At 47.3% G+C, this 22,053-nt stretch carries 22 protein-coding genes and 1 pseudogene; 21 read left to right on the top strand and 2 right to left on the bottom strand.

Going from position 1 to position 22,053, the window contains the following annotated elements; genetic code table 11:
• Nucleotides 1-104 precede the first annotated feature (104 nt).
• The 12 genes from AB1I50_RS03060 (at nucleotide 105) to secF (ending at nucleotide 12,804) form a co-directional block, all read left to right on the top strand.
• Nucleotides 105-584, top strand: a complete 480-nt coding sequence (locus AB1I50_RS03060; protein ID WP_407724742.1) for an RNA polymerase sigma factor — start codon at nucleotides 105-107, stop codon at nucleotides 582-584.
• A gap of 2 nt (nucleotides 585-586) precedes the next feature.
• Nucleotides 587-1,423 (top strand): hypothetical protein, encoded by an 837-nt coding sequence (locus AB1I50_RS03055; RefSeq protein WP_407724741.1) that lies wholly within the window; start codon nucleotides 587-589, stop codon nucleotides 1,421-1,423.
• A 7-nt stretch (nucleotides 1,424-1,430) separates the two neighbouring features.
• On the top strand, nucleotides 1,431-1,775 hold the full coding sequence (locus tag AB1I50_RS03050) for a hypothetical protein (RefSeq protein ID WP_407724740.1): 345 nt from the start codon (nucleotides 1,431-1,433) through the stop codon (nucleotides 1,773-1,775).
• Nucleotides 1,776-1,861: 86 nt separating this feature from the next.
• Nucleotides 1,862-3,391, top strand: coding sequence for a DUF3794 and LysM peptidoglycan-binding domain-containing protein (locus tag AB1I50_RS03045; protein WP_407724739.1), 1,530 nt, complete (start codon nucleotides 1,862-1,864; stop codon nucleotides 3,389-3,391).
• An 11-nt stretch (nucleotides 3,392-3,402) separates the two neighbouring features.
• Nucleotides 3,403-4,881, top strand: coding sequence for a stage IV sporulation protein A (spoIVA, locus tag AB1I50_RS03040; RefSeq protein WP_407724738.1), 1,479 nt, complete (start codon nucleotides 3,403-3,405; stop codon nucleotides 4,879-4,881).
• A gap of 155 nt (nucleotides 4,882-5,036) precedes the next feature.
• Nucleotides 5,037-5,474 carry an OadG family transporter subunit gene (locus AB1I50_RS03035; protein ID WP_407724737.1) on the top strand — a complete coding sequence of 146 codons (438 nt, stop codon included), beginning with the start codon at nucleotides 5,037-5,039 and terminating at the stop codon, nucleotides 5,472-5,474.
• A 21-nt stretch (nucleotides 5,475-5,495) separates the two neighbouring features.
• Nucleotides 5,496-6,734 carry a sodium ion-translocating decarboxylase subunit beta gene (locus AB1I50_RS03030; RefSeq protein WP_407724736.1) on the top strand — a complete coding sequence of 413 codons (1,239 nt, stop codon included), beginning with the start codon at nucleotides 5,496-5,498 and terminating at the stop codon, nucleotides 6,732-6,734.
• Nucleotides 6,735-6,901: 167 nt separating this feature from the next.
• Nucleotides 6,902-7,621, top strand: coding sequence for a YveK family protein (locus AB1I50_RS03025; protein ID WP_407724735.1), 720 nt, complete (start codon nucleotides 6,902-6,904; stop codon nucleotides 7,619-7,621).
• Nucleotides 7,622-7,636: 15 nt separating this feature from the next.
• Nucleotides 7,637-8,353, top strand: coding sequence for a CpsD/CapB family tyrosine-protein kinase (locus tag AB1I50_RS03020; protein ID WP_407724734.1), 717 nt, complete (start codon nucleotides 7,637-7,639; stop codon nucleotides 8,351-8,353).
• A 169-nt stretch (nucleotides 8,354-8,522) separates the two neighbouring features.
• Nucleotides 8,523-9,803 carry an aspartate aminotransferase type Ic gene (locus AB1I50_RS03015; protein ID WP_407724733.1) on the top strand — a complete coding sequence of 427 codons (1,281 nt, stop codon included), beginning with the start codon at nucleotides 8,523-8,525 and terminating at the stop codon, nucleotides 9,801-9,803.
• 603 nt (nucleotides 9,804-10,406) lie between these two features.
• Nucleotides 10,407-11,816 (top strand): protein translocase subunit SecD, encoded by a 1,410-nt coding sequence (gene secD, locus AB1I50_RS03010; RefSeq protein WP_407724732.1) that lies wholly within the window; start codon nucleotides 10,407-10,409, stop codon nucleotides 11,814-11,816.
• Entirely contained in the window at nucleotides 11,806-12,804 is a 999-nt protein-coding gene (gene secF / locus AB1I50_RS03005) for a protein translocase subunit SecF (RefSeq protein ID WP_407724731.1), read from the top strand. Before secD ends, secF begins: the two co-directional genes overlap by 11 nt.
• Before the next feature lie 43 nt (nucleotides 12,805-12,847).
• Here secF and AB1I50_RS03000 read toward each other — a convergent pair whose 3' ends face one another.
• The gene (locus AB1I50_RS03000) at nucleotides 12,848-13,228 is read right to left on the bottom strand and encodes a DUF4363 family protein (protein ID WP_407724730.1); all 381 of its coding nucleotides are present in this window, start codon (nucleotides 13,226-13,228) and stop codon (nucleotides 12,848-12,850) included.
• Nucleotides 13,225-13,899 (bottom strand): DUF421 domain-containing protein, encoded by a 675-nt coding sequence (locus tag AB1I50_RS02995; protein WP_407724729.1) that lies wholly within the window; start codon nucleotides 13,897-13,899, stop codon nucleotides 13,225-13,227. Before AB1I50_RS02995 ends, AB1I50_RS03000 begins: the two co-directional genes overlap by 4 nt.
• A 107-nt stretch (nucleotides 13,900-14,006) precedes the next feature.
• Between AB1I50_RS02995 and AB1I50_RS02990 the strand changes: the two genes are divergently transcribed.
• The 9 genes and pseudogenes from AB1I50_RS02990 to AB1I50_RS02950 all read left to right on the top strand — a co-directional run bounded on the left by AB1I50_RS02990 (nucleotide 14,007) and on the right by AB1I50_RS02950 (nucleotide 22,050).
• Nucleotides 14,007-15,458 (top strand): spore germination protein, encoded by a 1,452-nt coding sequence (locus AB1I50_RS02990; protein ID WP_407724728.1) that lies wholly within the window; start codon nucleotides 14,007-14,009, stop codon nucleotides 15,456-15,458.
• 2 nt (nucleotides 15,459-15,460) lie between these two features.
• Nucleotides 15,461-16,543 carry a GerAB/ArcD/ProY family transporter gene (locus tag AB1I50_RS02985; protein WP_407724727.1) on the top strand — a complete coding sequence of 361 codons (1,083 nt, stop codon included), beginning with the start codon at nucleotides 15,461-15,463 and terminating at the stop codon, nucleotides 16,541-16,543.
• A complete protein-coding gene (locus AB1I50_RS02980; protein WP_407724726.1) occupies nucleotides 16,506-17,099 on the top strand; it encodes a Ger(x)C family spore germination protein in 594 nt (197 codons plus the stop codon). The genes AB1I50_RS02985 and AB1I50_RS02980 overlap by 38 nt, the downstream gene beginning before the upstream one ends.
• Before the next feature lie 91 nt (nucleotides 17,100-17,190).
• A complete protein-coding gene (hprK, locus tag AB1I50_RS02975) occupies nucleotides 17,191-18,159 on the top strand; it encodes an HPr(Ser) kinase/phosphatase (RefSeq protein ID WP_407724725.1) in 969 nt (322 codons plus the stop codon).
• A gap of 13 nt (nucleotides 18,160-18,172) precedes the next feature.
• Entirely contained in the window at nucleotides 18,173-19,078 is a 906-nt protein-coding gene (gene murB, locus AB1I50_RS02970; protein ID WP_407724724.1) for a UDP-N-acetylmuramate dehydrogenase, read from the top strand.
• Nucleotides 19,079-19,111: 33 nt separating this feature from the next.
• Nucleotides 19,112-19,987: pseudogene (rapZ, locus tag AB1I50_RS02965) on the top strand (RNase adapter RapZ).
• 12 nt (nucleotides 19,988-19,999) lie between these two features.
• On the top strand, nucleotides 20,000-20,932 hold the full coding sequence (whiA, locus tag AB1I50_RS02960; RefSeq protein WP_407724723.1) for a DNA-binding protein WhiA: 933 nt from the start codon (nucleotides 20,000-20,002) through the stop codon (nucleotides 20,930-20,932).
• On the top strand, nucleotides 20,925-21,185 hold the full coding sequence (locus AB1I50_RS02955) for an exodeoxyribonuclease VII small subunit (protein ID WP_407724722.1): 261 nt from the start codon (nucleotides 20,925-20,927) through the stop codon (nucleotides 21,183-21,185). The genes whiA and AB1I50_RS02955 overlap by 8 nt, the downstream gene beginning before the upstream one ends.
• A complete protein-coding gene (locus AB1I50_RS02950) occupies nucleotides 21,175-22,050 on the top strand; it encodes a polyprenyl synthetase family protein (RefSeq protein ID WP_407724721.1) in 876 nt (291 codons plus the stop codon). The genes AB1I50_RS02955 and AB1I50_RS02950 overlap by 11 nt, the downstream gene beginning before the upstream one ends.
• Nucleotides 22,051-22,053 lie beyond the last annotated feature (3 nt).

Below are 22,053 nucleotides of genomic sequence, written 5' to 3'. Positions count from 1 at the left end.
CGTTTCCTGTAGCGCAAGTTTTCCATAACAGAAAAATAAAAATTTTTCAAAATAAATGAAACCAAAACGACTTTTAATGTATGTTATTAGTGAGGGGTGATAAAATGCCGGAAAAGCTGTTTGCAGGCTTGACGTATAATCAGACGGTGCAAAAATATTCTCATACCGTAGCAGGCGTGTGCGTAATGCGGCTGCAAAACTACGCCGACGCCGAGGACTGCTACCAAAATGTGTTTATGAAGCTCTTTGCACAGTCCCCTCAGTTTTCCAATGAAGATCACCTCAAAGCCTGGCTTATCCGCGTTGCCATCAACGAATGTAAGCTGCTTTTGCGCGATAACCGGCGTATGATCCCCCTCGACAGCTTAAAGGGCAGGGCGATACAGTTTTCTGAGGATTCCGGCGATATGTCGTGGGCACTTTTAAAAACCCCTCAAAAGTACCGCGACGTGCTCTACCTATACTACATCGAGCAGTACAGGGTAAAGGAGATTGCCGAAATCCTCAAACTTAACGAAAACACCGTAAAAACCAGACTTAAACGCGGCAGAGAAGCGTTAAAGAAAATTTACGGAGGTGATTAAGCTTGGATGAATTTAAATTTGACGAGTTAAAAAAATTCAGCGTTCCCGAAAGCTGGCTCAACAAAGCGCTCGAAATCCCCTCAAAAAAGCCCAAAGCCGCCCCAAAGTTTAAGTTTTATCGCTACGCGGCGGCAATAGCAGCGTGTGTGGTAATCGCCGCGGCGGTGACATTAACGGTAATGTTCGGCTTTAATAACGAAATCAACCTGACAAATCCCGAGCCTGAAAAACCTGAAAATATTTATAAGGCTGTTGAAACCACCGTTTCCGAAATGTCCGGAAATACGGAAGCGTTAACCGAAATATCCACTGAAAAATCATCCCTTGAAATCAGGCAGTCAACTACAAGCATTGAGCCTGCCGAAAATAAAGCAGATACTTTTGAAAACGGTAACAGTAAAAAACAAATTCCAAAAGCAACCGAACCAAAAGATAAATCCACGGAAAGCACGACGCAATCTGAAAACTCCGAAAAAACCGAACCTGTGACAGTGCCGTGTGTTGAAGGTTTAACTCAGACCTCGAGTGCTCCTCAGGGAGAGAAAAGGTGTTATGTCGAGACTTCCGTTACGCCTGAGCTTGCGGACGGTAATATCTACTGTCGTTTGGAGGACAGCGACGGAAATGTAATAGGGGACAGCGGCTTGTTCAGCGAAAGCAGACTTGCGAAAAAGCAAACGGGTAAAAACGGAATGGTTACCCTGTCGTATACCTTTGACAACGCAAAGGAGCTTGACGGAAAGACGCTTGCCGTAGTTTTCTATAACGCCAAAGGCGAGATAATAAAAAAGAGCATGTTTGTGCCGTTTTTTGAGAATTTATATTTTAAGTTTAAGTGATGTGATTATGAAAAAATTATTAATCGGCGTATATTTATTTTCTATAGCTCTGTTGTTTTCAGCCTGCACCGCCTTACCTGAAAGCGGCGGCGTAAGTTACATAAGCTCTCAAAGCTATGTTTCGGGAGATAAGTATTCTCTGTGCTTTGAAAACACAACGGAAAAATCGCTTGAATTCTGCGTTTACGGAGTTTTCCGCGACAATAACAGAGCGGCAGGCTTGGATGAAAACGGAAATATGAAAACTGCTGTTATCAACCGCTACAGCAAAACAAATATTGATTTTTATTTTAACGACACATCATCGCACATGGTTCCGTATGACGTAATAATAATCGGTGAATATAAGTAAGAACAGCCCGGAGAAAGCTCCGGGTTGTCATATTTTACCCATCTCCCAAATATACTTATTACATAAACCAAAAAGGAGAGATAAATATGGAGTTTAATTCGGATAGCCGATCCTTCTGCCTGCCCGTTACGGTGCTCGATACGGTTGCCGAACAGCTTGCCGATGTAGATTTGACCTTGCCCGATTATTGTCCGGATATCGAAAAAATCTTAAAGTGTACCCTCGTTCCTCAAATTCAGACAAAATCCCTTTCGGGCGGTCAGCTTCAAATCGAAGGCAGTTGTTCCGTAGGCGTGCTGTATGTCGAGAGCGAACACAAGACAATCCGCTGCTGCGAGCAAAGCGTTAATTTTTCCCAGAGCTTTTCCGTCCGTGACACCTCGGATAACTTCGCCGTAATTACCAAAACCAAGCCCGAGTACATAAACTGCCGCGCGCTCAGTCCGCGCAGGCTTGTTATACACGGCGCTTTTTCGCTGTATGTCAAGGTGCTGACTACTCAAAAAACAACGCTCTTTACGCCTGCCGACGGCTCGCTGGAGCTTTTGACAAAGAAAATGGACTTTGCCGATTTAACGGCGTTTTGTCAGGAGCAGTTCACCGTCAGCGAGGAGATTTCAGTTGCCGACAAGCCGCGCATTGAGGGAATATTATATTCAAAGGTCACCGCCGCCGTTACAGATGTAAAGGCTGTCACAGGCAAGCTGATGGTCAGCGGAGAGCTTAACCTTAAGCTTTTCTACCTGACCGACGTTGAGAGCGGCGAGACCGCCAAGCTCGATTATATTCTGCCGTTCAGCCGTATCGCAGACTGCGAGGGAATTGACGAGAACACGCGCAACCTTCTCGGCTGCGACGTGATGAGCTACGACATCCGCCTTAAAAACGATATGCTGTCCGACAAGCCTGCCGTTGCGCTTGACGCAAAGCTTTGCCTGACCGCCGAGGGCTATAATATCGAGAACAAGGAGCTTATCATCGACGCATACTCCACCGAATTCGCGTCCGTTCCGCAGTTCGAAAAGCTCAAAAGTATTGGCGAGGTAAACCCTGTCTCCGAAAGCTATATCGAAAAGCTGACCGCGAGCCTTGACGACGGAAAAATCTCTAAAATCCTCGATATTTATTCCGACAGCGTGACAACAGACTCCAAGCCGTCAAACGGCGCGGTAGAGGTCAGCGGCAAAATCAACCTCTGCATTGTCGCGCTTGATGACAAGAATTATCCCATATTTATCGAGCGCTCATGCGACTATTCGCACGTTCCCGACAGCACACAAGGCTGTAACGCAATGTACTTTTTACGCGCCGAACCGTCGGGAATCAGCTTCAGGTTATCCGACGACAGCTCGGCAGAAATCCGCTGTGAGCTGAAAATCACGGGTGGAGCGGTCAAAAACGAGGTAACAAAGGCGGTTTCGGGAGTAGAGGTGCTCGAGGATAAGCCCGTAAAGCCCGATAATTGCTCGCTTATGCTGTACTACGCCGCTCAGGGAGAAAATCTCTGGGAAATCGCCAAGGCTCACAACACCGCGCTTGATTCGCTGTTAAAAGAAAACCAGGTTGAAGAATTAACCCTCGACAGTCCGCAAATGCTGTTGATACCAAAGGCTTAGGAGGCAGGACAATGGAGGAAAGAAACGTTTATCAGGATATTTCGCGCCGTACCGACGGCGACGTCTATATCGGGGTGGTCGGCCCCGTCCGCACAGGAAAATCGACCTTTATCAAGCGGTTTATGGACTTGATTGTCCTGCCGAATATCCGCGACGAGAGCGTATACCGCAGAACCGTTGACGAGCTTCCGCAGTCGTCCGCAGGCAAGACGATTATGACGACCGAGCCGAAGTTTATTCCCGAGGAGTCTGCCGACGTTGATTTGGGCGGAAACGTCACCTTTAAGGTCAGGATGATTGACTGCGTGGGATATATCGTGGACAGCGCCCTCGGACACAGTGAGGAGGACGCTCCGCGGATGGTTAAAACCCCGTGGTCGGAGGACGAAATGCCCTTTGAGCAGGCGGCTGAGCTCGGCACGGAAAAGGTCATCACCGACCACTCGTCAATCGGGCTTGTAATCACGACCGACGGAAGCTTTAACGAAATTCCCAGAGAGGATTATCTTGACGCTGAGCGCAGGGTAATAAGCGAGCTAAAGGCGATTAACAAGCCGTTTATCGTACTACTCAACACCGAAAACCCCGACTCCGACAGCGCAAAAAGCCTTGCGGAGAGTATGGCAGGGGAGTATCAAGTCCCCGTTTTGCCTGTGAGCTGTATGGATCTGAGCGAAACCGAGATTAAGCGCATTCTCGCACAGCTCCTATTTGAGTTCCCTGTCAGGGAGATTAAGGTTGATATTCCGCGCTGGATTGTCGCTCTCGACAAGGAGCATCCGCTTAAATCCGCGCTCTTTAATTCAATCAGAGAGTCGGCGCAGGGGATAGAAAAAATCCGCGAAATTCAGCAAGCCGTGCAGGCGCTTGAAGAAAACGAATACGTCACGCAGGCTGAAATTCAGTCGCTCAACCTCGGTGAGGGTACGGCGACGGTCGGGATAAAAACCGACCCGGGCTTGTTCTACAAGGTGCTTTCAGAGCAAACCGGGCTTGACATCGGCGGAGAGCTCGATTTGATGAATACGCTAAGCAAGCTGTCCGCAAAGCAGGCGGAGTTCGATAAAATCGCCAAGGCTTATGAGCAGGTTGAGGAAACAGGCTATGGCATTGTAATGCCGACGATTGACCAGCTCACGCTCGACGAGCCGCAGATTATCAAGCAGAGCGGAAAATACGGAATTAAGCTCAGGGCAAGCGCTCCGTCAATCCATATGATGCGAATTGAAACCCAGACCGAGGTCACGCCGATTGTCGGCTCGGAGCAGCAGTCCGAGGAGCTTGTGTCGTATCTTCTCAAAGAGTTTGAGGAAAGTCCCGAAAAAATCTGGGAGAGCAATATCTTCGGCAAGTCGGTTCACGAGCTTGTAAACGAGGGCTTGCACAATAAGCTCTACCGTATGCCTGCCGACGCAAGGCGAAAGATAGGGGATACCATACAGAAAATTATTAACGACGGCTGCAACGGCCTGATTTGCATTATTTTGTAAATTTAAGAGATTATAAGAGAGTTGAGAGGTAATCTTTCGGCTCTCTTTTTGCTTGTGACACTTTAATATAACAAACAGCAAATTTTTAATATTGAAAAATCAAATAAAATAAAGTATAATATTTATGTATGTTTGATTTTTATGGAGGTGGGCATATGCAGTTATCAGCATTATTGCCAATGCTTAATGCGGTGGGCGAACTTACAATGGCTGAAAAGGGCATTTCCTCGGCAAAGGTAATCCTGACCGGCTTTGTAGTTGTTTTCGCGGTTTTGCTGCTGTTGATTATCATTATCAAAATCTACAGCGCGATTGTTAACAAAGCCCAGAGCACAGGCTTTAAGGCTAAGAAAAAGGTTGAGACTCCCGGCAAGCCCGAGGAAACCGTGACCAAAGCCGAGCCTGTTAAGGAACAACCCGTACAGACTCAGACCGACGGTATTCCCGAGGAGGTTATCGCGGTAATCTCAGCCGCAGTCGCGACAATGTACGGCGGTAAGGATAAAGTAAGAATAAAAAGCGTTAAAAAATCAGGCTCTAAGCGCTCCGCGTGGGCAAACGCCGGCGTGATAGAGAATACAAGACCTTTTTAGGCAGAGAGGAAGGATTAGATAATGGAAATATTAACAGGCTTTCTTGACGCTGTAAAGGGTATCTTTTACAGCTCGGGCTTGGTTAATCTTAACTGGCAAAACTACGCGATGATTGCGATTTCCTGCGTTTTGCTCTATTTGGCTATCAAAAAGCAGTACGAGCCCCTGCTTTTGCTGCCGATTGCCTTCGGTATGCTGCTTGTAAACCTGTATCCCGAGATTATGAGCCCTCCGTCCGTGGAACTGCTCACTCAGCAACAGGCGGACGCGGCAGGCTTTAACACCGCAGGGCACGCGGTTCAGATTATCGACGGCGTAAAATATTTTGAAAACCCCACCTACGGCGGCTTGCTGTACTATCTGTATCAGGGTGTTAAGCTGGGAATTTATCCTCCGCTTATCTTCCTCGGCATCGGCTGTATGACGGACTTCGGACCGCTTATCGCCAACCCCAAGAGCCTTATCTTGGGCGCGGCGGCTCAGATTGGTATTTTTATCACCTTTACCGGCGCGATTTTCCTCGGCTTTACCGAGGCAGAGGCAGGCGCTATCGGTATTATCGGCGGTGCGGACGGCCCTACGGCGATTTACGTTACCACAAAGCTCGCGCCTCATCTGCTCGGTTCAATCGCAATCGCGGCTTACTCGTACATGGCGCTTGTGCCAATTATTCAGCCGCCGATTATGAAGCTCCTCACAACCAAAAAGGAGCGTTCGGTTGTTATGGAGCAGCTCAGACCTGTTTCTAAGCTCGAAAAGATTTTGTTCCCGATTATCGTTGTAATCCTTATCGCGATTTTCCTGCCGGACGCCGCTCCTCTTGTAGGTATGCTGATGCTCGGCAACCTGTTTAAGGAGTCGGGAGTTGTAGACCGTATCGCAAAGGCGGCTCAAAACGAGCTGATGAATATCATCACGATTTTCCTCGGTACAACCGTCGGCGCTACGGCTTCGGGTACTAACTTTCTTAAGTTCGACACCATCAAAATTATTGTGCTCGGACTTATCGCGTTCTGTATGGGCACGGCGTTTGGCGTGCTGTTCGGAAAGCTTATGTATAAGTTTACCGGCGGAAAAATCAATCCGCTCATCGGTTCGGCAGGCGTATCGGCTGTTCCTATGGCGGCGCGTGTTTCGCAGAAGGTAGGCCAGCAGGAGAACCCCGGCAACTTCCTGCTTATGCACGCTATGGGCCCGAACGTGGCAGGCGTTATCGGCTCGGCGGTAGCCGCGGGCGTACTGCTGAATGTAGTCGGATAATTCCGTAAATTTTTAACTATAACAAAGGGAGCTGCGGCTCCCTTTGTTTTTTTGTGGGATTAATGCTCTTAATTCTATTTTAGAATTAAAAACGCACACAGTTATAATATAATATATTTTGAATATTAATGTGTTGATATTTTTATATAACGCAAAGGAGATTCAAAATGGCAGGAAATATCACAATTCAAAAAATTCTTGCAATATTATTGCACAGAATCGGATTTATACTTGCCGCAACTGCTGTTATGGCGCTGCTGTTCTTTATGTATACAAGCATTGTCATCACTCCCAGATACAGCACTTCGGCAATGATTTTTATTCAAAACTACGATAAGGCAAAAGCTAAAACCGACGATCCGGATTCTACCTCTCCGTCTCAGCCGGCAAATTCAAGCAGCAATTCAAGCAACAACCAGCAGGCTAAAAAGATTTTCAGCTCTGATATCAGCGGTTCAAGCTCTCTTGCAAATATTTGCGTTACGCTTTTCCAGAATACCGACGAAATCACACAGCTTTACGACGGCTGCTCCGTAAATATGGAGGTTAACGAAAATACCTTCTATGTCACTATTACGGTTGACGGAACCGATCCCATACAATGCGCTAACGTTGCAAATCAAATCAGCGAGCAGTGCATAAACGTTTATCCGAAGTATTTCGACTACGGTCAGATTGGTATAATCAGAACAGCCAAAGAGCCCTCGGCGCCGTATTCTCCGGATAAACTCAAGAACACCTTAATCGGCGCGGCTATCGGCTTGGTACTCGCCTGCGTAATTTCAATCCTTCTTGAGCTTATCGACACCACAATCAAGCCCGACGAGGATCTTTCCGAGATTTACAAGGTTCCGGTATTTGCCGAAATCCCCGACTTTGAGACTTAAGGCAGGTGACGGAATATGAAAATTAAAATCGGTAAGAAAATCAAAAACAATAATGCGGAAATGCGCACGGAGACAATCTCCGATAAGAGTAAATTCGCGATTGTCGAGTCCTACAAGTCCGCAAGGTCGAACATTATGTTCTCGCTTTCAGCCGACGACGACAAGCTTTTTGCCGTAACGAGCTACTCAAAGGGCGAGGGAAAAAGTACCGTTTCCGCAAACCTCGCAATCTCCTTCTCAAAGATGGAGAAGAAGGTTCTCCTTGTTGACTGCGACCTTCGCCGCCCGAACATCCACAATATTTTCAAGATTGAAAATCAGGCAGGTCTTTCAAACGTAATCGGTAAGATGGTGGAGTTTGAGGAGGTTATCCACAGAAACGTTCTCCCGAACCTCGATATTCTCCCCTCGGGTACAATCCCTCCGAACCCCTCCGAGCTTTTGTGCTCACCCAAGTTCACAAATCTTGTTAAGAAGTTGTACGAGGAATATGACTATATCATCTTTGATACTCCGCCTATCGGCGTAGTTGCCGACGCACTGCTGCTCAAGGATTTGCTCGCAGGCTTTGTTGTTGTTCTTCGCGAACGCTCGACAACCCACGGCGACGTACAGAATATTATGGACAGTATGAAGCTTGCGGACGCGAAAATTCTCGGCTTTGTAAAGGTAGGCTGTACTTCAAACAAAAAGCGCAGCCGCCGCGGCTACTACTACTACCAGTACTATTAATACTGAATTTATTTCAACAAAAATTGCAACAGGCTCACTAAGTTTTTGCGTAGTGAGCCTGTTTTCTTTCTGCCAAAACGCCGAAAATGCAGGATTTTCAAAAAAGACTTGCATTTTTCTGCCGGTTGTTATAGAATATATAAGGTCATTTTTTATTAAGGAGAGCATTATGAACTACTTAAATTGCAGCGCTGAAGAGCTTGAGCGCGAGTATCAGAGCTTAAAGAACAAATATGACGAAGAAAAAGCAAAGGGATTGAACCTCAATATGGCGAGAGGCAAGCCCGGCAAGGAACAGCTTGACCTGTCAAACGGCATTTTAGATGTATTTACAAGCGAGTCCAATTTTATCGGAGACGACGGTGTGGATATCCGCAACTACGGCATCCTCGACGGAATTTACGAGTGCCGTAAGATGTTCGGCAAGGTTTTGGGCGTTGACAGCGAAAACGTAATGATCGGCGGCAACTCCAGTCTCAATATGATGTTCGACACAATCAGCTGTATGATGACAAAGCCGATTGTCGAGGGCTGCGACGCTTGGTATAAGATAGAAAACAGAAAGTTCCTCTGTCCGTCACCCGGATACGACCGTCATTTTGGAATTACCGGCTACTACGGCTTTGAGATGATTCCGATTCCCATGACCGAGAACGGCCCCGATATGGATATGATTGAGGAGCTCGTTGCAAACGACGACAGCATCAAGGGAATTTGGTGTGTACCTAAGTACTCAAACCCCCAGGGAATTACCTACAGCGACGAGACTGTAAGAAGATTTGCAAATCTCAAGCCTGCCGCAAAGGACTTCAGAATTATCTGGGACAACGCATATTGTATTCACGACGTTACCGATACACCCGACACACTTCTTAATATTTATGACGAGTGCAAAAAGGCAGGTAACGAGGATTTGCCGATTTTGTTCTGCTCAACCTCAAAGATTACCTTCCCGGGCGCAGGCGTAGCGGCAATGGCAGCTTCAAAGAACAATATGAAGGTGTTCAAGGAGCGCTATAATTATCAGATTATCAGCTACGACAAGATGAATATGCTCCGTCATGTTCAGTATTTCGGAGATTACAACGGAATGCTCGAGCATATGAAAAAGCACAAGGCAGTCTTAAAGCCGAAGTTTGACATCGTGCTTAACGCTCTCGCAAGTGAGCTTGAGCCCGTAGGAATAGGCGAGTGGACAAAGCCGAACGGCGGTTATTTTGTAAGCATTGATGTTCTTGAGGGTACCGCAAAGCGCGTGGTACAGCTCTGCAAAGAGGCAGGCGTAGTGCTCACAGGAGCAGGCGCGACATATCCCTACGGCAAGGATCCGAAGGATTCAAATATCCGTCTTGCCCCGACCTTCCCGCCCAATGACGAGCTTGTAACCGCAATGGAAATCTTCTGCATTTGCGCAAAGCTCGCCGCATGCGAGAAGCTCCTGCAAAAATAATAATCAAATCTCACTCCTCCGGCAAACACACCGGGGGAGTTTTTTATTTAAAGCCTCCACCGATTGCGGGGGAGGTGGCACGCAGCCAAAGCGGCGTGACGGAGGGGGCAGACAGTAGTAATGAATAATGAATGATGAATAATGAATAATGAATAATTGTAGGGGCGGACTTGTGTGTCCGCCCGAGAGCATATGTTTGTTCACGTCCAACGGTATGATTAAGTATATAACTTATACTGACCAACCTCGGGCGCACATTTTAGTGTGCCCCTACCGCGTTGATTAAAGGTTTTGTTGCAATTTGAAATGTGGCACAATAGGAATGACCGCACATCTCCAAAAGCTTAAGCGTTGGAGAGGGCTTTAAACGGTTGGGTAATACATTCCACTCACTCCAACCGCAAAGATTTTATGTATATTTTTACGTCTTTTTATTGTGCAAATTTGATAAAGATAAAGTTTTATTTATCAAATTTTTACTTATCCATTGACAATTTAGCGAAAAAATCATATAATAATTCTGTTACGTCTGTAAGTATGCGCTAATGACAGAGTTGTTTTTTTGCATACCGAGGACAATTATAGTATGGAGGTTTTAAAGGCATGAAAAGAGTTCCAAAGCCTGTGTTCTTCATTGTTGCTTTGCTGATACTTGCCTTTTCGTTTACTGCGATTTTCGGAGTATCCTATTATACGGGCGACAACAAAAATACAGTATTAAAAGGCATTGGCGATATTCGATGGGGAATTGACATCAGGGGCGGCGTTGAGGCTACATTTAAGCCGGCTGACAATTACGACGCTTCCGATGCGGATCTTGAAGCCGCTAAGTCCATTATTGAACTTAGAATGGTATCTCAGGGCATTACTGATTACGAGCTGTACGCTGACAGAAACAGCGACAGAATTATCGTTCGTTTCCCCTGGAAGTCAGATGAAAAAGATTTTAACGCGGTAGAGGCTATCGAAGAGATTTCGTCAACCGCAAAGCTTACATTCAGACCCGGCAATTCTCACGAGTCAACCGACGTAGGCTCCGACGGAGAATACGTTTACAAAACCCCGACAGGCGAAACTGCCACCGAGCTTATGGACGGCTCAATGGTAGATAAGGCTGAGGCGGGTTATATCAATGAAAACAACGGCGAGCCCAAGTACATCGTAAGCCTTACTCTTAACGATCAGGGCGCAAAGAAGTTCGCTGAGATTACTCAGGAGTACCTCAACAAGACAGTATCAATCTGGATGGATGATATTATGCTTTCTGCTCCTACCGTTCAGGCTGTTATTTCCGATGGTAAGGCTCAGATTTCGGGTAACTTCACAGCTCAGGAGGCTAACAAGCTTGCCGAGAAAATCAACGCAGGTGCGCTTCCGTTCCAGCTCGAGACCGCTAACTATGGTAACATCAGCCCGACTCTGGGTGAGAACTCACTCACTGCAATGGCGTACGCAGGCATTATCGCGTTTATCGTAATCGCGCTGATTATGCTTATCTTCTACCGTCTGCCCGGATTTATCGCGATTATCGCGCTTACAGGTCAGATGGGACTTTCAATCGCGGCGGTATCAGGTTACTTCAACGCGATTCCTTCATTCACAATGACATTACCCGGTATCGCAGGTCTTATCCTTTCAATCGGTATGGGCGTTGACTGTAACGTTATTACCGCAGAGCGTATTAAGGAGGAAATGAACTCCGGACGTACAATCGACAGCGCTCTTGAGAGAGGTACAAAGAACTCGTTGACCGCTATTATCGACGGTAATATGACCGTAATTATCGTATCAATCATCTTGATGCTCGTATTCGGTCCGTCAAATATCCTTTCGTTCATCTTCGGTGAGTCTACCACAGGTACAATCTACTCCTTCGGTTTCACACTCCTCGTTGGTGTAATTTCAAACTTCATCATGGGCGTACTGTTCTCAAGACTTATGCTCAGAAGTATTGCGGGCTTCAAAGTCTTCCGCAAAAAATGGTTGTTTGGAGGTGCTAAGGATGGCAAATAAGATTAATGCAAAAGCACAGACTCCTATGACCGAGCAGGAAGTCAGCGAGAAGTTCAACGGCGGCAAAAAGATTATTGATTTTGTCGGCAAGAAAAAGATTTTCTTCGGAATTTCAATCGGTATTATCGTACTCGGTATTATCTTTAACTTTATCTTCGGCACAAGGCTCGACATTCAGTTCTCGGGCGGTGCAACGCTTACATTCAGCTACACAGGCGAGGTTGACCAGAACTCTCTGTATGATTTTATTCAGGAAAAGACAACCGATAAAATCACAACATCCTTCTCTCAGGATTTGATGGGCAACACCGGCAACAACGTTTCGGTTCAGTTCTCGGGTAACAACTCAATCGAGACTGAAATTCAGAAGAACCTGGAGTCCGACCTTCAGGCTCAGTATCCCGATAACAACTTTGTATGCTTGGAGGCAAGTTCGGTTGACGCTTCAATGGGCTTTATGTTCCTGCTCAAGTGTCTCGCGGCTGTTGCGCTGGCAAGTATTTTGATGGTTATTTACGTAACTATCAGATTTAAGAAAATCGGCGGTTTGTCGGCAGGCGTTATGGCTCTTGTAGCCCTTTTCCACGACGTCGCAATGATTTACTTTATGTATGTAATCTTCCAGATGCCGATTGACTCAAACTTCATCGCGGTAGTTCTTATGATTATCGGTTACTCACTGAACGATACAATCGTTATTTACGACCGTGTTCGTGAGCAGAGAAGGCTTATGGGCAGAAGTACCGATATCGGCACTATCTTCAATGTCAGCTGCACAAAGACTATCAAGAGAACGATTATGACCTCGGTAACAACCTTCGCGGCAATTTTGATTGTTTACATTGTTGCTACCGTATTCAACATCGCTTCGGTTAAGGGCTTTGCTCTCCCGATGATGATCGGTGTAATTTCAGGTTGTTATTCTTCAATCTGTATCGCAGGTCCTCTCTGGGTTATGTGGCAGAACCACAAGGAATCAAAGAAATAATTCCACTTATAAAGGCGTTGCTCAGGCAGCGCCTTTTTGTGTTTTAAAGGATGTTTTCGGGGAGAAAATACTCGCTGTCTCTGACGGATTCGAGCGACTTTTTCGCCGTCTCGCTGCACGAGTAGTACATATCCGTATTGCCGCTCTGCGCGTAGGACTTCATCTGCGCGAGAGCAATGCTGATTTCGTCAACATAGTCGTGAATAAGAACCGCGTCAATCGTCCTCAGCGTTTCGCTCCAGCTTTTTTCGAGTTGCGAACATTTTTCGGCGGCGTTCTTAAAATCATTTTTGACAACATAGCCGTCAATGCTTTTTATCTCTCCGAGGTAGCTGTTTATGCTGTTTGCAACGCAGAGCACCTCGGTAAGCGCTCCGGCGGCGCATAATACGAAGATAATCAGCGAAATAAAAATCCGTTTCATCCTTGCTCCTTTTCTATCAGCTTGTAATTGCCGAGACCGTCAAGCGTCATAATAAAAATATCCGGGATTGATTTATTATTCTCTTTTAGAATATTATCAATCTCGGTTTTATTATGTCCGCAAAGCGTCAGTGCGTTGTCAACCAGCTCGCCGTCGCTGATAACGACCGCCTCAATTCCATTGTCCTCGCCTTTAATGCCGAGCTGTTCAAGGGTGGGATTTCGCTTTTCGGGCTTTTCAAGCACGCTGACCGTGCCGTTTGTCTCGACAATGCAGTACTGCACGTCCTCGATTGAAAAAATATCCTGCTGCCTGAGCTGCGCGAACAAGTCCTCTGTCGTAAGGCGTAGGCGCTTCATCTCCGACTGCAAAAGCTTGCCGTCCTTGATTATCACAACAGCGCTGCCGCAAATCAGCTTGCGGAATTTCCGGCTTTTCATCATCACAACGCTTGTCGCAATTTCGAGCGAAACCAAAATCAGCACAGGGATAATTCCGCTCAAAAGCGGCTGCGAGGTGTTCTGCATTGGCAGCGAGGCGATGTCCGAGATTACCATTGTCACAACAAGCTCGCTCGGCTGCATATCGCTTATCTGCCGTTTGCCCATCAGGCGTATTGCGAGCATTATGAAAAAGTAGAGAATAAGAGTTCTGAAAATTGAAATCAGCATTTAATCACCTGTTTTATTTTTCTCAACAAGTTAATTTATATTCCGATAAAGAATAAAAAATCTTATTCCGCAAATCATATGCGTATAAATAGTCAATGGAGAAATGTATGAATAATTCTTTAGCAGAAATATTATCGGAGCTGAAAGCGGATTTTTCAGACTCCGCAGACCTTACAATCCGCAACTTAACACTAAAATCAGAGCGGCAAATAAAGGCGGCAATCGTCACAATAGAAGGGCTTTGCGACAAGGAGCAGCTCTCCCAGTCGGTGATTAATCCGCTATTGCCATACGACTTCAAGTCAATGAAGGGAGCAGAAGCGGCGGATATAATCCTAAACTCAGTAATGGCTTCGTCTGATGTGGTTGTAATTTACACCAAGGCGGAGATTATCAGCTTTATCACCTCGGGCTTTGCCGTTATCATTGTTGACGGAGCACAGCAGATGTTCGCCGTCGGCGTTCAGGGCTACTCGTTCCGCGGAGTTAACGAGCCCGAGAGCGAGGTAGTGCAGAGGGGCTCGCGAGAGGGCTTTTCCGAACCGCTGAGGGTTAATATGTCGCTTATCCGCAGGCGAATGAAAAATCCCGATTTGGTCTTTGAGCAAATGACCGTCGGCAGCGAGTCAAAAACCCAGCTTATGCTGTGCTATATTAAAAGCAGGGTATCGGCAAAGCTGCTCGGCAAGCTTAAAAAACGCCTTAATAAATGCAATCTCGACTCCGTTTTGGCTTCGGGCTATTTGTCAGAATATTTAGAGGACGAAAAATCGAGCAGGCTGTTTTCGGGCGTGGGAATTTCCGAACGTCCCGATACGGTCTGTGGAAAGCTGACCGAGGGAAGAATAGCTGTAATTGTGGACGGCACGCCTGCCGTGCTGATTGTCCCGAGATTGTTCGTCGAGGAATTTCAGGGCGTTGATGATTACTCAAACCGCACCTACTACGCGGCTTTTATCCGCCTGACAAAGTACCTTTCGTTTTTTGCGGCGCTGTTTTTGCCGGGCTTGTATGTCGCTCTCGCGCAGTTTCACCCCGAATATTTCCCGACAGGAATTTTGATTAAAACCTCGGAATCGCTGGCGCAAACGCCTTTGCCTGTCACGCTCGAAACGCTCGCAATCACCTTTATTTATGAGATTATGAAGGAGGCAGGGCTGAGAATACCGAAATCCCTCGGTCACGCCGTCGGTATTGTCGGCGCACTCGTAATCGGAGAAAGCGCGGTTAACGCAGGCATTATCAGCTCGTCAACGCTGATGGTCGTCGCGACTGCGGCGATTTGCAGCTATGTCACCTCGCCGCTTTATCCGCCCGTCACAATGCTGCGGTTCATTTTTATCATAATCGGCGGACTTTGCGGACTGTGGGGAATTGTCATCGCCACTGCCGTGATGATAATCAGTATGTGCTCAAAAACCTCTCTCGGCGTGCCGTATATGTCATCGCTCGCGCCGTTTTCGCTCAGGACAATGCGCGACGTTTTTGTCCGCGCGGACTGGAAAAGCCTGTCAAAGCACATCATCAAGGTTCAGCGGTTTAAGGAAACGGAGGTGTAGTTTTGAGCAAGGTAAGATTTTCCTCAAAGCGGCTGCTGCTCACATTAATGCTCTGTGCCTGCTCAGTAATTCTTTTACAGAATTATGATATCTCGCAAAACTCCTCGTTTGTCTTTAATCTGCTCTGTATGCTGTGCGGCTTGGCGGTCTGCTTTGCGCTGTTTGTTCCGTCGATTATCATCAAAAAGCGCACTAACCTCGACTTTCTGACCGTCGCGCACACCGTAACGCCGAAGCTCAAAATCCCGATAGCCGTACTTTACTCGCTCTATTTTGTATGGGCGGCGGAGTTTTTCCTTCTGCCGTACACCGATATGTTCAGCAAAAAATACTATTCGGATGTAACGCCGTGCTTGATTGCGCTTATACTGCTCTCCGCCTGTGTTTACGCCGCGTTAAAGGGCGTTAACGTAATCACGCGGTTCGGAATTTTCCTCTTTGTTTTCGCACTGCTCACCAATATTTTGATGTTCGGCGGAAGTACCGGCACTCTCGATTTTGAGCTGTACGGCTTTGAGATAAGCGGAAACTTGAATGATTTTATCCAAAATACTGTTTATTTTATTATCCCTGCCTTTATCGTCACGCTTTTTGCCTGCCTGTCGGGAAAGACGAAAAATTTCAGGCTCAGACAGCCCTTATTCGCCTTGCTTGTGACCGGCGTAAAGTACGGACTGATTATGTTCTTTATATGGTTTTCGCTCGGTGATTATGCCTCAAAGCAGGAGTACCAAACCTTCATCCTTGCGCGTGCGGCGAGAATCGGGTTTTTCGGCGGTATCGAGAGCCTTTACCTCGCTCTCGCCACAATGTCTGTGTTTATGATAATTTCGCTGGTACTCTGCGCTGTCACCAAGAGCGCCGGCAGGGAATCGGACATTAAGTACGTCGTGATTTTCGCGGTCATAATCTTTGCCGCTCATATGTGCGGAAGCTATCTTAATTCTGTAAAAGAAATATTTACGAATAATTATATTTTCGCGGTTTTCACCGTAATAACCGCCGCAGTTATACCGTCGATGTATATTTTTGCAGGGAGGAAGTCAAATGCTTGCAAGGCTTTGCATAGTATTAATATGTCTTAGTGCGGTTCTTTTTTCTGGCTGTCAAAGCTCGAGGAAGATTGAAACCGCACAGATAATCGAAAACGTCACAATTTCAGAAAAAGACGGTCAAACGCTCTACACCTTTTATATCCTTTCAAGCGCCGATACGCCGTTAAAAACGGAAATTCCTGCCGATTCCTTTGAGCAGGCGTGCGAGCTTGCCCAAAATCAGTATATCCCGAACATCACGCTGTCAAAGCTCGAGCTTTTGATGATAGAGGAGAGCTTGATTGACAGGGTACTAAAAACCGATATTGAATATATATCCACTCAGCCGTCGTTTTCACCGTCGGCGTTCGTGACGCTCTGCGACAGAAAAACACTTGAAAAATTTGCGGAAAGCACTCGTGAGCAGGATATAATCGAGGAGCAATTAATTCTGTTAAAGAAAAATAACCCTGCCGTAAACATCAATTATCTCAGCGTTTTCAATCATTTTGAAACGAAAAAAACAAGCGAGTTCCTTGTTGGAACAGTAAGCTTTGACGGTGAGCTGAAAATTGGCGAAAAGAAAGTTATAAAAAATGAAAAATAATTCATTAAAGGCTTTATTTTAAGCCGAATTTGTAGTATAATATAAGCTACCTATAGTATGTAAATATATATTTTGTAAAGGCGGTGGCTTTATGTCTGAATTTTCAGTACCGTTATCGGAAATTGTCGATAGACTTGGTCTTGAAAAGGTTTATGTTTCGGAAAACTACGAGGATACTAAAATCTCTACCGTAGAGATTAACCGTCCCGGCCTTGAGCTGACAGGTTACTTTGAGTTTTTTGACAACAAGCGTATTCAGGTGCTCGGTAATACGGAGTTTGCCTACCTCGGACGTTTCGGCTCCGAGGCGCAGAGAATGGTAATCGAGTCCATCTTCAGCTTCGGACCTCCTGCGGTTATTATCTGCCGCGAGATTGAGCCTTCCAATGTAATTTTGGAGAGTGCAAAGCTCCACAAGGTTTCTGTCTTTGCCACGGATGAAAACACATCGGACTTGACTGCGCGCCTTGTACAGTATCTTAACCGCGAGCTCGCTCCGAGAATCACACGCCACGGCGTTTTGGTTGAGGTATACGGCGAAGGTTGTCTTTTGACAGGCGACAGCGGCGTGGGTAAGAGCGAGACCGCAATCGAGCTTATCAAGCGCGGACATCGCCTTGTTGCGGACGACGCGGTTGAAATTCTCAGAACCAACGTCAGCACGCTTATCGGCCGTTCGCCGCAGAACATCCGCCATTTTATCGAGCTCAGGGGTATCGGAATTATCAACGCCCGTCAGCTTTTCGGTATGGGCGCTGTCAAGATGAGCGAAAAGATTGACATGGTAGTTAACCTTGAGCTGTGGGACAACACAAAGGTTTACGACAGAATGGGACTTGAAAACCAGTATATGGATATTTTGGGCGTAGAGGTTCCTGCGCTTACAATCCCCGTTAAGCCCGGACGTAACTTGGCGGTTATCATCGAGGTTGCCGCCATGAACAACCGTCAAAAGAAGATGGGCTACAATGCTGCGAAGGATCTGCTTGTAAGTCTCGGTATGGACTTAGCCGCCATGCCCGAGGCTCAGGAAAAAACCATCGTAGGCAAGTGGGAGTAATTTAGGAGAGATTATGGACAGAACAGAAATTATATACAGCCTTGCTCAGGTGCTCAACTGCGATGTGCGCAGAAATGAGCCTATGAACAAGCATACCTCATTCAAAATCGGCGGCACTGCCGATGTATACATAAAGGTTGACGATTTAACAACGCTTGCAAATATCGTCAAGGAGTGCGTGGATTCCGACGTGGATTATCTTATCCTCGGCAACGGCAGTAACGTGCTCGTCAGCGACGACGGCTACCGAGGCGTGGTAATCAGGCTCGACGGAGAATTCCGCAAGATTTCCCTGATTGACGAAACAACAATTTACTGCGGAGCAGGCGCTTCGCTTGCTTCTCTGTGCAAGTTCGCGCTCAACAGCGGACTGAGCGGACTTGAATTTGCCTGGGGAATTCCCGGTACGGTAGGCGGAGCGGTGTTTATGAACGCCGGCGCTTACGACGGCGAGATGAAAAATGTCGTTCATTCCGTATCGCACCTCGCGTCCGACGGCGGAATCGGCAGGTGCGAAAAGGACGATTTACAAATGGGCTACCGCACCAGCGTTTACCGCTCGAACAAGTGCATTATCACGGGCGTAACGCTTAAGCTTAAAAAGGCTGACCCCGAGGATGTTCGCGCCAAGATGGATGACTTTATGAACCGCCGCAGCTCAAAACAACCGCTTGAATTTCCGAGCGCAGGCAGCGTATTCAAACGTCCCGAGGGAGCGTATGCAGGCGCGTTGATTGAGCAGTGCGGACTTAAGGGCAAGTGCCACGGCGGAGCTCAGGTCAGCGAAAAGCACGCCGGCTTTATCATCAACAAATCAAACGCAACCGCAAACGACGTAAAATCGCTTATCCGCGAGGTTCAGACAAAGGTTTATGACGAAACCGGCTACGACCTCGAATGTGAGCTTATAATTCTGTAAAAGAAAATTACAACATTTCTTTAAGGAGAATATATGGAATTTATAATTATCTCTGGACTTTCGGGCGCAGGCAAAACCTCGGCGCTTCACGTGCTTGAGGATATCGGTTATTACTGCGTGGATAATATTCCGGCTTCTCTGCTCTCAACGCTATACACGCTCTGTCTTAATTCAACCAACGAGTCGATGAAGCGCGCGGCGGTTGTTGTGGACGTCCGCTGAAACGACAACTACGAGCAGATGAACAACCAGATTGAGGACTTCAAAAAGTCGCACAGCGACGTAAAAATCCTCTTTATCGACGCGCGCTCGGACATTGTAATTATGAGATATAAGGAGACGCGCCGCAAGCATCCGCTTTCAGACCGTCTCCGCGACGGCACTGTTACCGAGGCTGTAGAGTTTGAAAAAGCTCTGCTCACTCCCGTAAAACGCGCCGCAGACTACCACATCAACACCACTCATATGTCTAAAAAACAGATGCGCGAACGCGTAATCAGCCTGTTTATGGAGGACGTCACCAAGAGCCTGACATTAACCTTTATGTCGTTCGGCTTTAAGTTCGGAATTCCTCTTGAAGCGGACGTCGTGTTTGATGTGCGCTGTCTGCCGAACCCGTTTTATATTCCCAAGCTCAAAATGCTCACGGGACTTGACAGCTCCGTTCGCAATTACGTGCTTTGCAGTAACGACACCCAGCAGTTCTTAAAGCGCACTCTCGATTTGCTCGATTTCTCTGTACCGCTTTACTATAAAGAGGGCAAAAGCGAGCTTGTTGTCGGTGTGGGCTGTACGGGCGGCAAGCACCGCAGCGTTACCGTCGCAAGAGCGCTTCAGGAGCATTTCCAGAGCCTCGGCTACAAAAGCGTGGTTTCGCACAGAGATATCGAAAAACCGACGACAGACTGATAGGAGTACAAAGTGTCTTTTTCTTCCGACATAAAAAAAGAGCTGTGCACGGCGGAAGCGTATGAACGCGATTTGCTAAAGGCTGAGCTTTACGGAATGTTGATTTTCGGCAAGACCTTCCGCGAGGACGAGATTGTCTTTACCACCGAGAGCGTCGACGCCGTCAGAAGAATAACAATGCTTCTGCAAAACCTCTATATGCCGATTATCGAAAAGCAGGCGGCTCTCCGCGCAAAATCAGGTCAGAGCCATCTTTTCAAAATCTCGGTGATAGACGGGGGCGAGTGCAAGAGGATTTTTGACGACTTCGGACATTCCGCGGCTCAGGTAACGCTCAGGGTCAACCGCGCCAACATCTACAGCGAGGAGCTTGCCCGGGCGTTCTTAAGGGGAGTGTTCCTCAGTTGCGGCTCGGCTTCCGACCCGATGAAAAGCTATCACGCGGAATTTTGCGTTTCATACAAAAACTTAGCGGCGGATTTGTGCAAAATACTCGGTGAAGTTACCGAGTGCAGTTTTTTGCCAAAGACCGTTCTGCGCAGCGGAAATTATATCGTTTATTTTAAGGGCAGCGAGCAAATCTGCGACCTGCTGACATACATAGGCGCTCCCATAAGCGCCATGGAAATTATGGGCACAAAGGCGGTTAAGCAGGTGCGCAACAACATCAACCGCCGCATTAACGGCGAGATGGCGAATATCGGCAAGGTCGCCTCGGCTTCGGCAAGGCAGATTGAGGCGATTAAGCTTATCAAACAAAAGCAGGGGCTTGATACCCTGCCAAGCGATTTACGTGAGATTGCGTATCTCCGCCTTGAAAATCCCGAGATGTCGCTCAGAGACCTCGGCCAAAACCTAAATCCGCCGATAAGCAGGAGCGGAGCAAATCACAGAATTCAGCGCCTGCTTGAGTATGCTGGTATGGAGGACAGTAAAAATGGATAAAAAGAACCTAACCGTTGAACAGGCAGGCGAGCTCATCGAGCAGTATGTTTCAAAGCTCGAAAGCGAGGCGCTTCCCCTAAAGGAATCAATGGAATTATATACAAAAATCTGCGAGCTGATTGAATTTTCGATGACCGAGCTTAACGGCTATCAGGGCAAAATCACCGAGGTTAACGAGCGGCTCGCACAGCTCGGAGCAGAAAACTGGAAGGACGCTGCCGAGCTTGAAGGAGCGGATTTTTATGAAGAATAATTATATTGAATTAACCGAAAAGGCGCTGTTTGATTTTCTGCCGGACTTAAACTGCAGAGAGTCAAAGCTGATTGAGTCGATGAAATACAGCCTTGAAGCAGGCGGAAAGCGCGTCCGTCCGAGGCTTGTTTTTGAGTTTAACGCGCTGTGCGGCGGCAATCCCGAGGCGGCTGTTCCGGGCGCCTGCGCGGTTGAGATGATTCACACCTACTCGCTTATTCACGACGATTTGCCCTGTATGGACGACGACGACCTTCGCCGCGGCAAGCCTTCAAACCACAAGGTTTTCGGTGAGGATATCGCGCTTTTGGCAGGCGACGCGCTGCAGACGACCGCTTTTGAAATCCTTTCATCCGACAAGGCGGCTGAGCTGATGGGCGACAAAGCCTGCCGCAAATCCGCAAACGCGCTTGCGCGTTACGTAGGCTCTACGGGTATGGTCGGCGGACAGGTGATTGACCTTATGAGCGAGAATACCAACGCCCCGATTGAGGTTTTGCAGGAGATGGATTACAAAAAAACCGCCTGCTTAATCAAGGCGGCTTGCGAGCTTGGCTGTATCAGCGCAGGGGCAAGCGAGGCTCAGCTTAAGGCGGCTTCCGATTACGCCGAGAAAATCGGAATAGCGTTCCAAATTCAGGACGATATTCTCGACCAAACATCCTCTGACGAGGAGCTCGGAAAGCCCGTTGGCAGCGACGATGAAAACAGCAAGTCAACCTATGTTTCGCTGTTGGGAATTGACAAATGCCGTCAGCTCGTGGACGAGCTTACACAGGGCGCGATTGACGCGCTCGACGCGTTTGAAAACAACTCCGATTCGCTCAGGGAATTCGCCCTTGAGCTTGCAAAGAGAAAGAATTAAACT

It is taken from the genome of Ruminococcus sp. NATIVEDY161 (assembly GCF_045819895.1).
GTDB lineage: Bacteria > Bacillota > Clostridia > Oscillospirales > Acutalibacteraceae > Ruminococcoides.
This window is presented reverse-complemented; position numbering and strand designations above follow the sequence as displayed.

Coding starts and splice junctions, on each gene's coding strand:
- AB1I50_RS03060 (WP_407724742.1), top strand. CDS start 105: ATGCCGGAAAAGCTGTTTGCAGGCTTGACGTATAATCAGACGGTGCAA.
- AB1I50_RS03050 (WP_407724740.1), top strand. CDS start 1,431: ATGAAAAAATTATTAATCGGCGTATATTTATTTTCTATAGCTCTGTTG.
- AB1I50_RS03045 (WP_407724739.1), top strand. CDS start 1,862: ATGGAGTTTAATTCGGATAGCCGATCCTTCTGCCTGCCCGTTACGGTG.
- spoIVA (WP_407724738.1), top strand. CDS start 3,403: ATGGAGGAAAGAAACGTTTATCAGGATATTTCGCGCCGTACCGACGGC.
- AB1I50_RS03035 (WP_407724737.1), top strand. CDS start 5,037: ATGCAGTTATCAGCATTATTGCCAATGCTTAATGCGGTGGGCGAACTT.
- AB1I50_RS03030 (WP_407724736.1), top strand. CDS start 5,496: ATGGAAATATTAACAGGCTTTCTTGACGCTGTAAAGGGTATCTTTTAC.
- AB1I50_RS03025 (WP_407724735.1), top strand. CDS start 6,902: ATGGCAGGAAATATCACAATTCAAAAAATTCTTGCAATATTATTGCAC.
- AB1I50_RS03020 (WP_407724734.1), top strand. CDS start 7,637: ATGAAAATTAAAATCGGTAAGAAAATCAAAAACAATAATGCGGAAATG.
- AB1I50_RS03015 (WP_407724733.1), top strand. CDS start 8,523: ATGAACTACTTAAATTGCAGCGCTGAAGAGCTTGAGCGCGAGTATCAG.
- secD (WP_407724732.1), top strand. CDS start 10,407: ATGAAAAGAGTTCCAAAGCCTGTGTTCTTCATTGTTGCTTTGCTGATA.
- secF (WP_407724731.1), top strand. CDS start 11,806: ATGGCAAATAAGATTAATGCAAAAGCACAGACTCCTATGACCGAGCAG.
- AB1I50_RS03000 (WP_407724730.1), bottom strand. CDS start 13,228: ATGAAACGGATTTTTATTTCGCTGATTATCTTCGTATTATGCGCCGCC.
- AB1I50_RS02995 (WP_407724729.1), bottom strand. CDS start 13,899: ATGCTGATTTCAATTTTCAGAACTCTTATTCTCTACTTTTTCATAATG.
- AB1I50_RS02990 (WP_407724728.1), top strand. CDS start 14,007: ATGAATAATTCTTTAGCAGAAATATTATCGGAGCTGAAAGCGGATTTT.
- AB1I50_RS02980 (WP_407724726.1), top strand. CDS start 16,506: ATGCTTGCAAGGCTTTGCATAGTATTAATATGTCTTAGTGCGGTTCTT.
- hprK (WP_407724725.1), top strand. CDS start 17,191: ATGTCTGAATTTTCAGTACCGTTATCGGAAATTGTCGATAGACTTGGT.
- murB (WP_407724724.1), top strand. CDS start 18,173: ATGGACAGAACAGAAATTATATACAGCCTTGCTCAGGTGCTCAACTGC.
- AB1I50_RS02955 (WP_407724722.1), top strand. CDS start 20,925: ATGGATAAAAAGAACCTAACCGTTGAACAGGCAGGCGAGCTCATCGAG.
- AB1I50_RS02950 (WP_407724721.1), top strand. CDS start 21,175: ATGAAGAATAATTATATTGAATTAACCGAAAAGGCGCTGTTTGATTTT.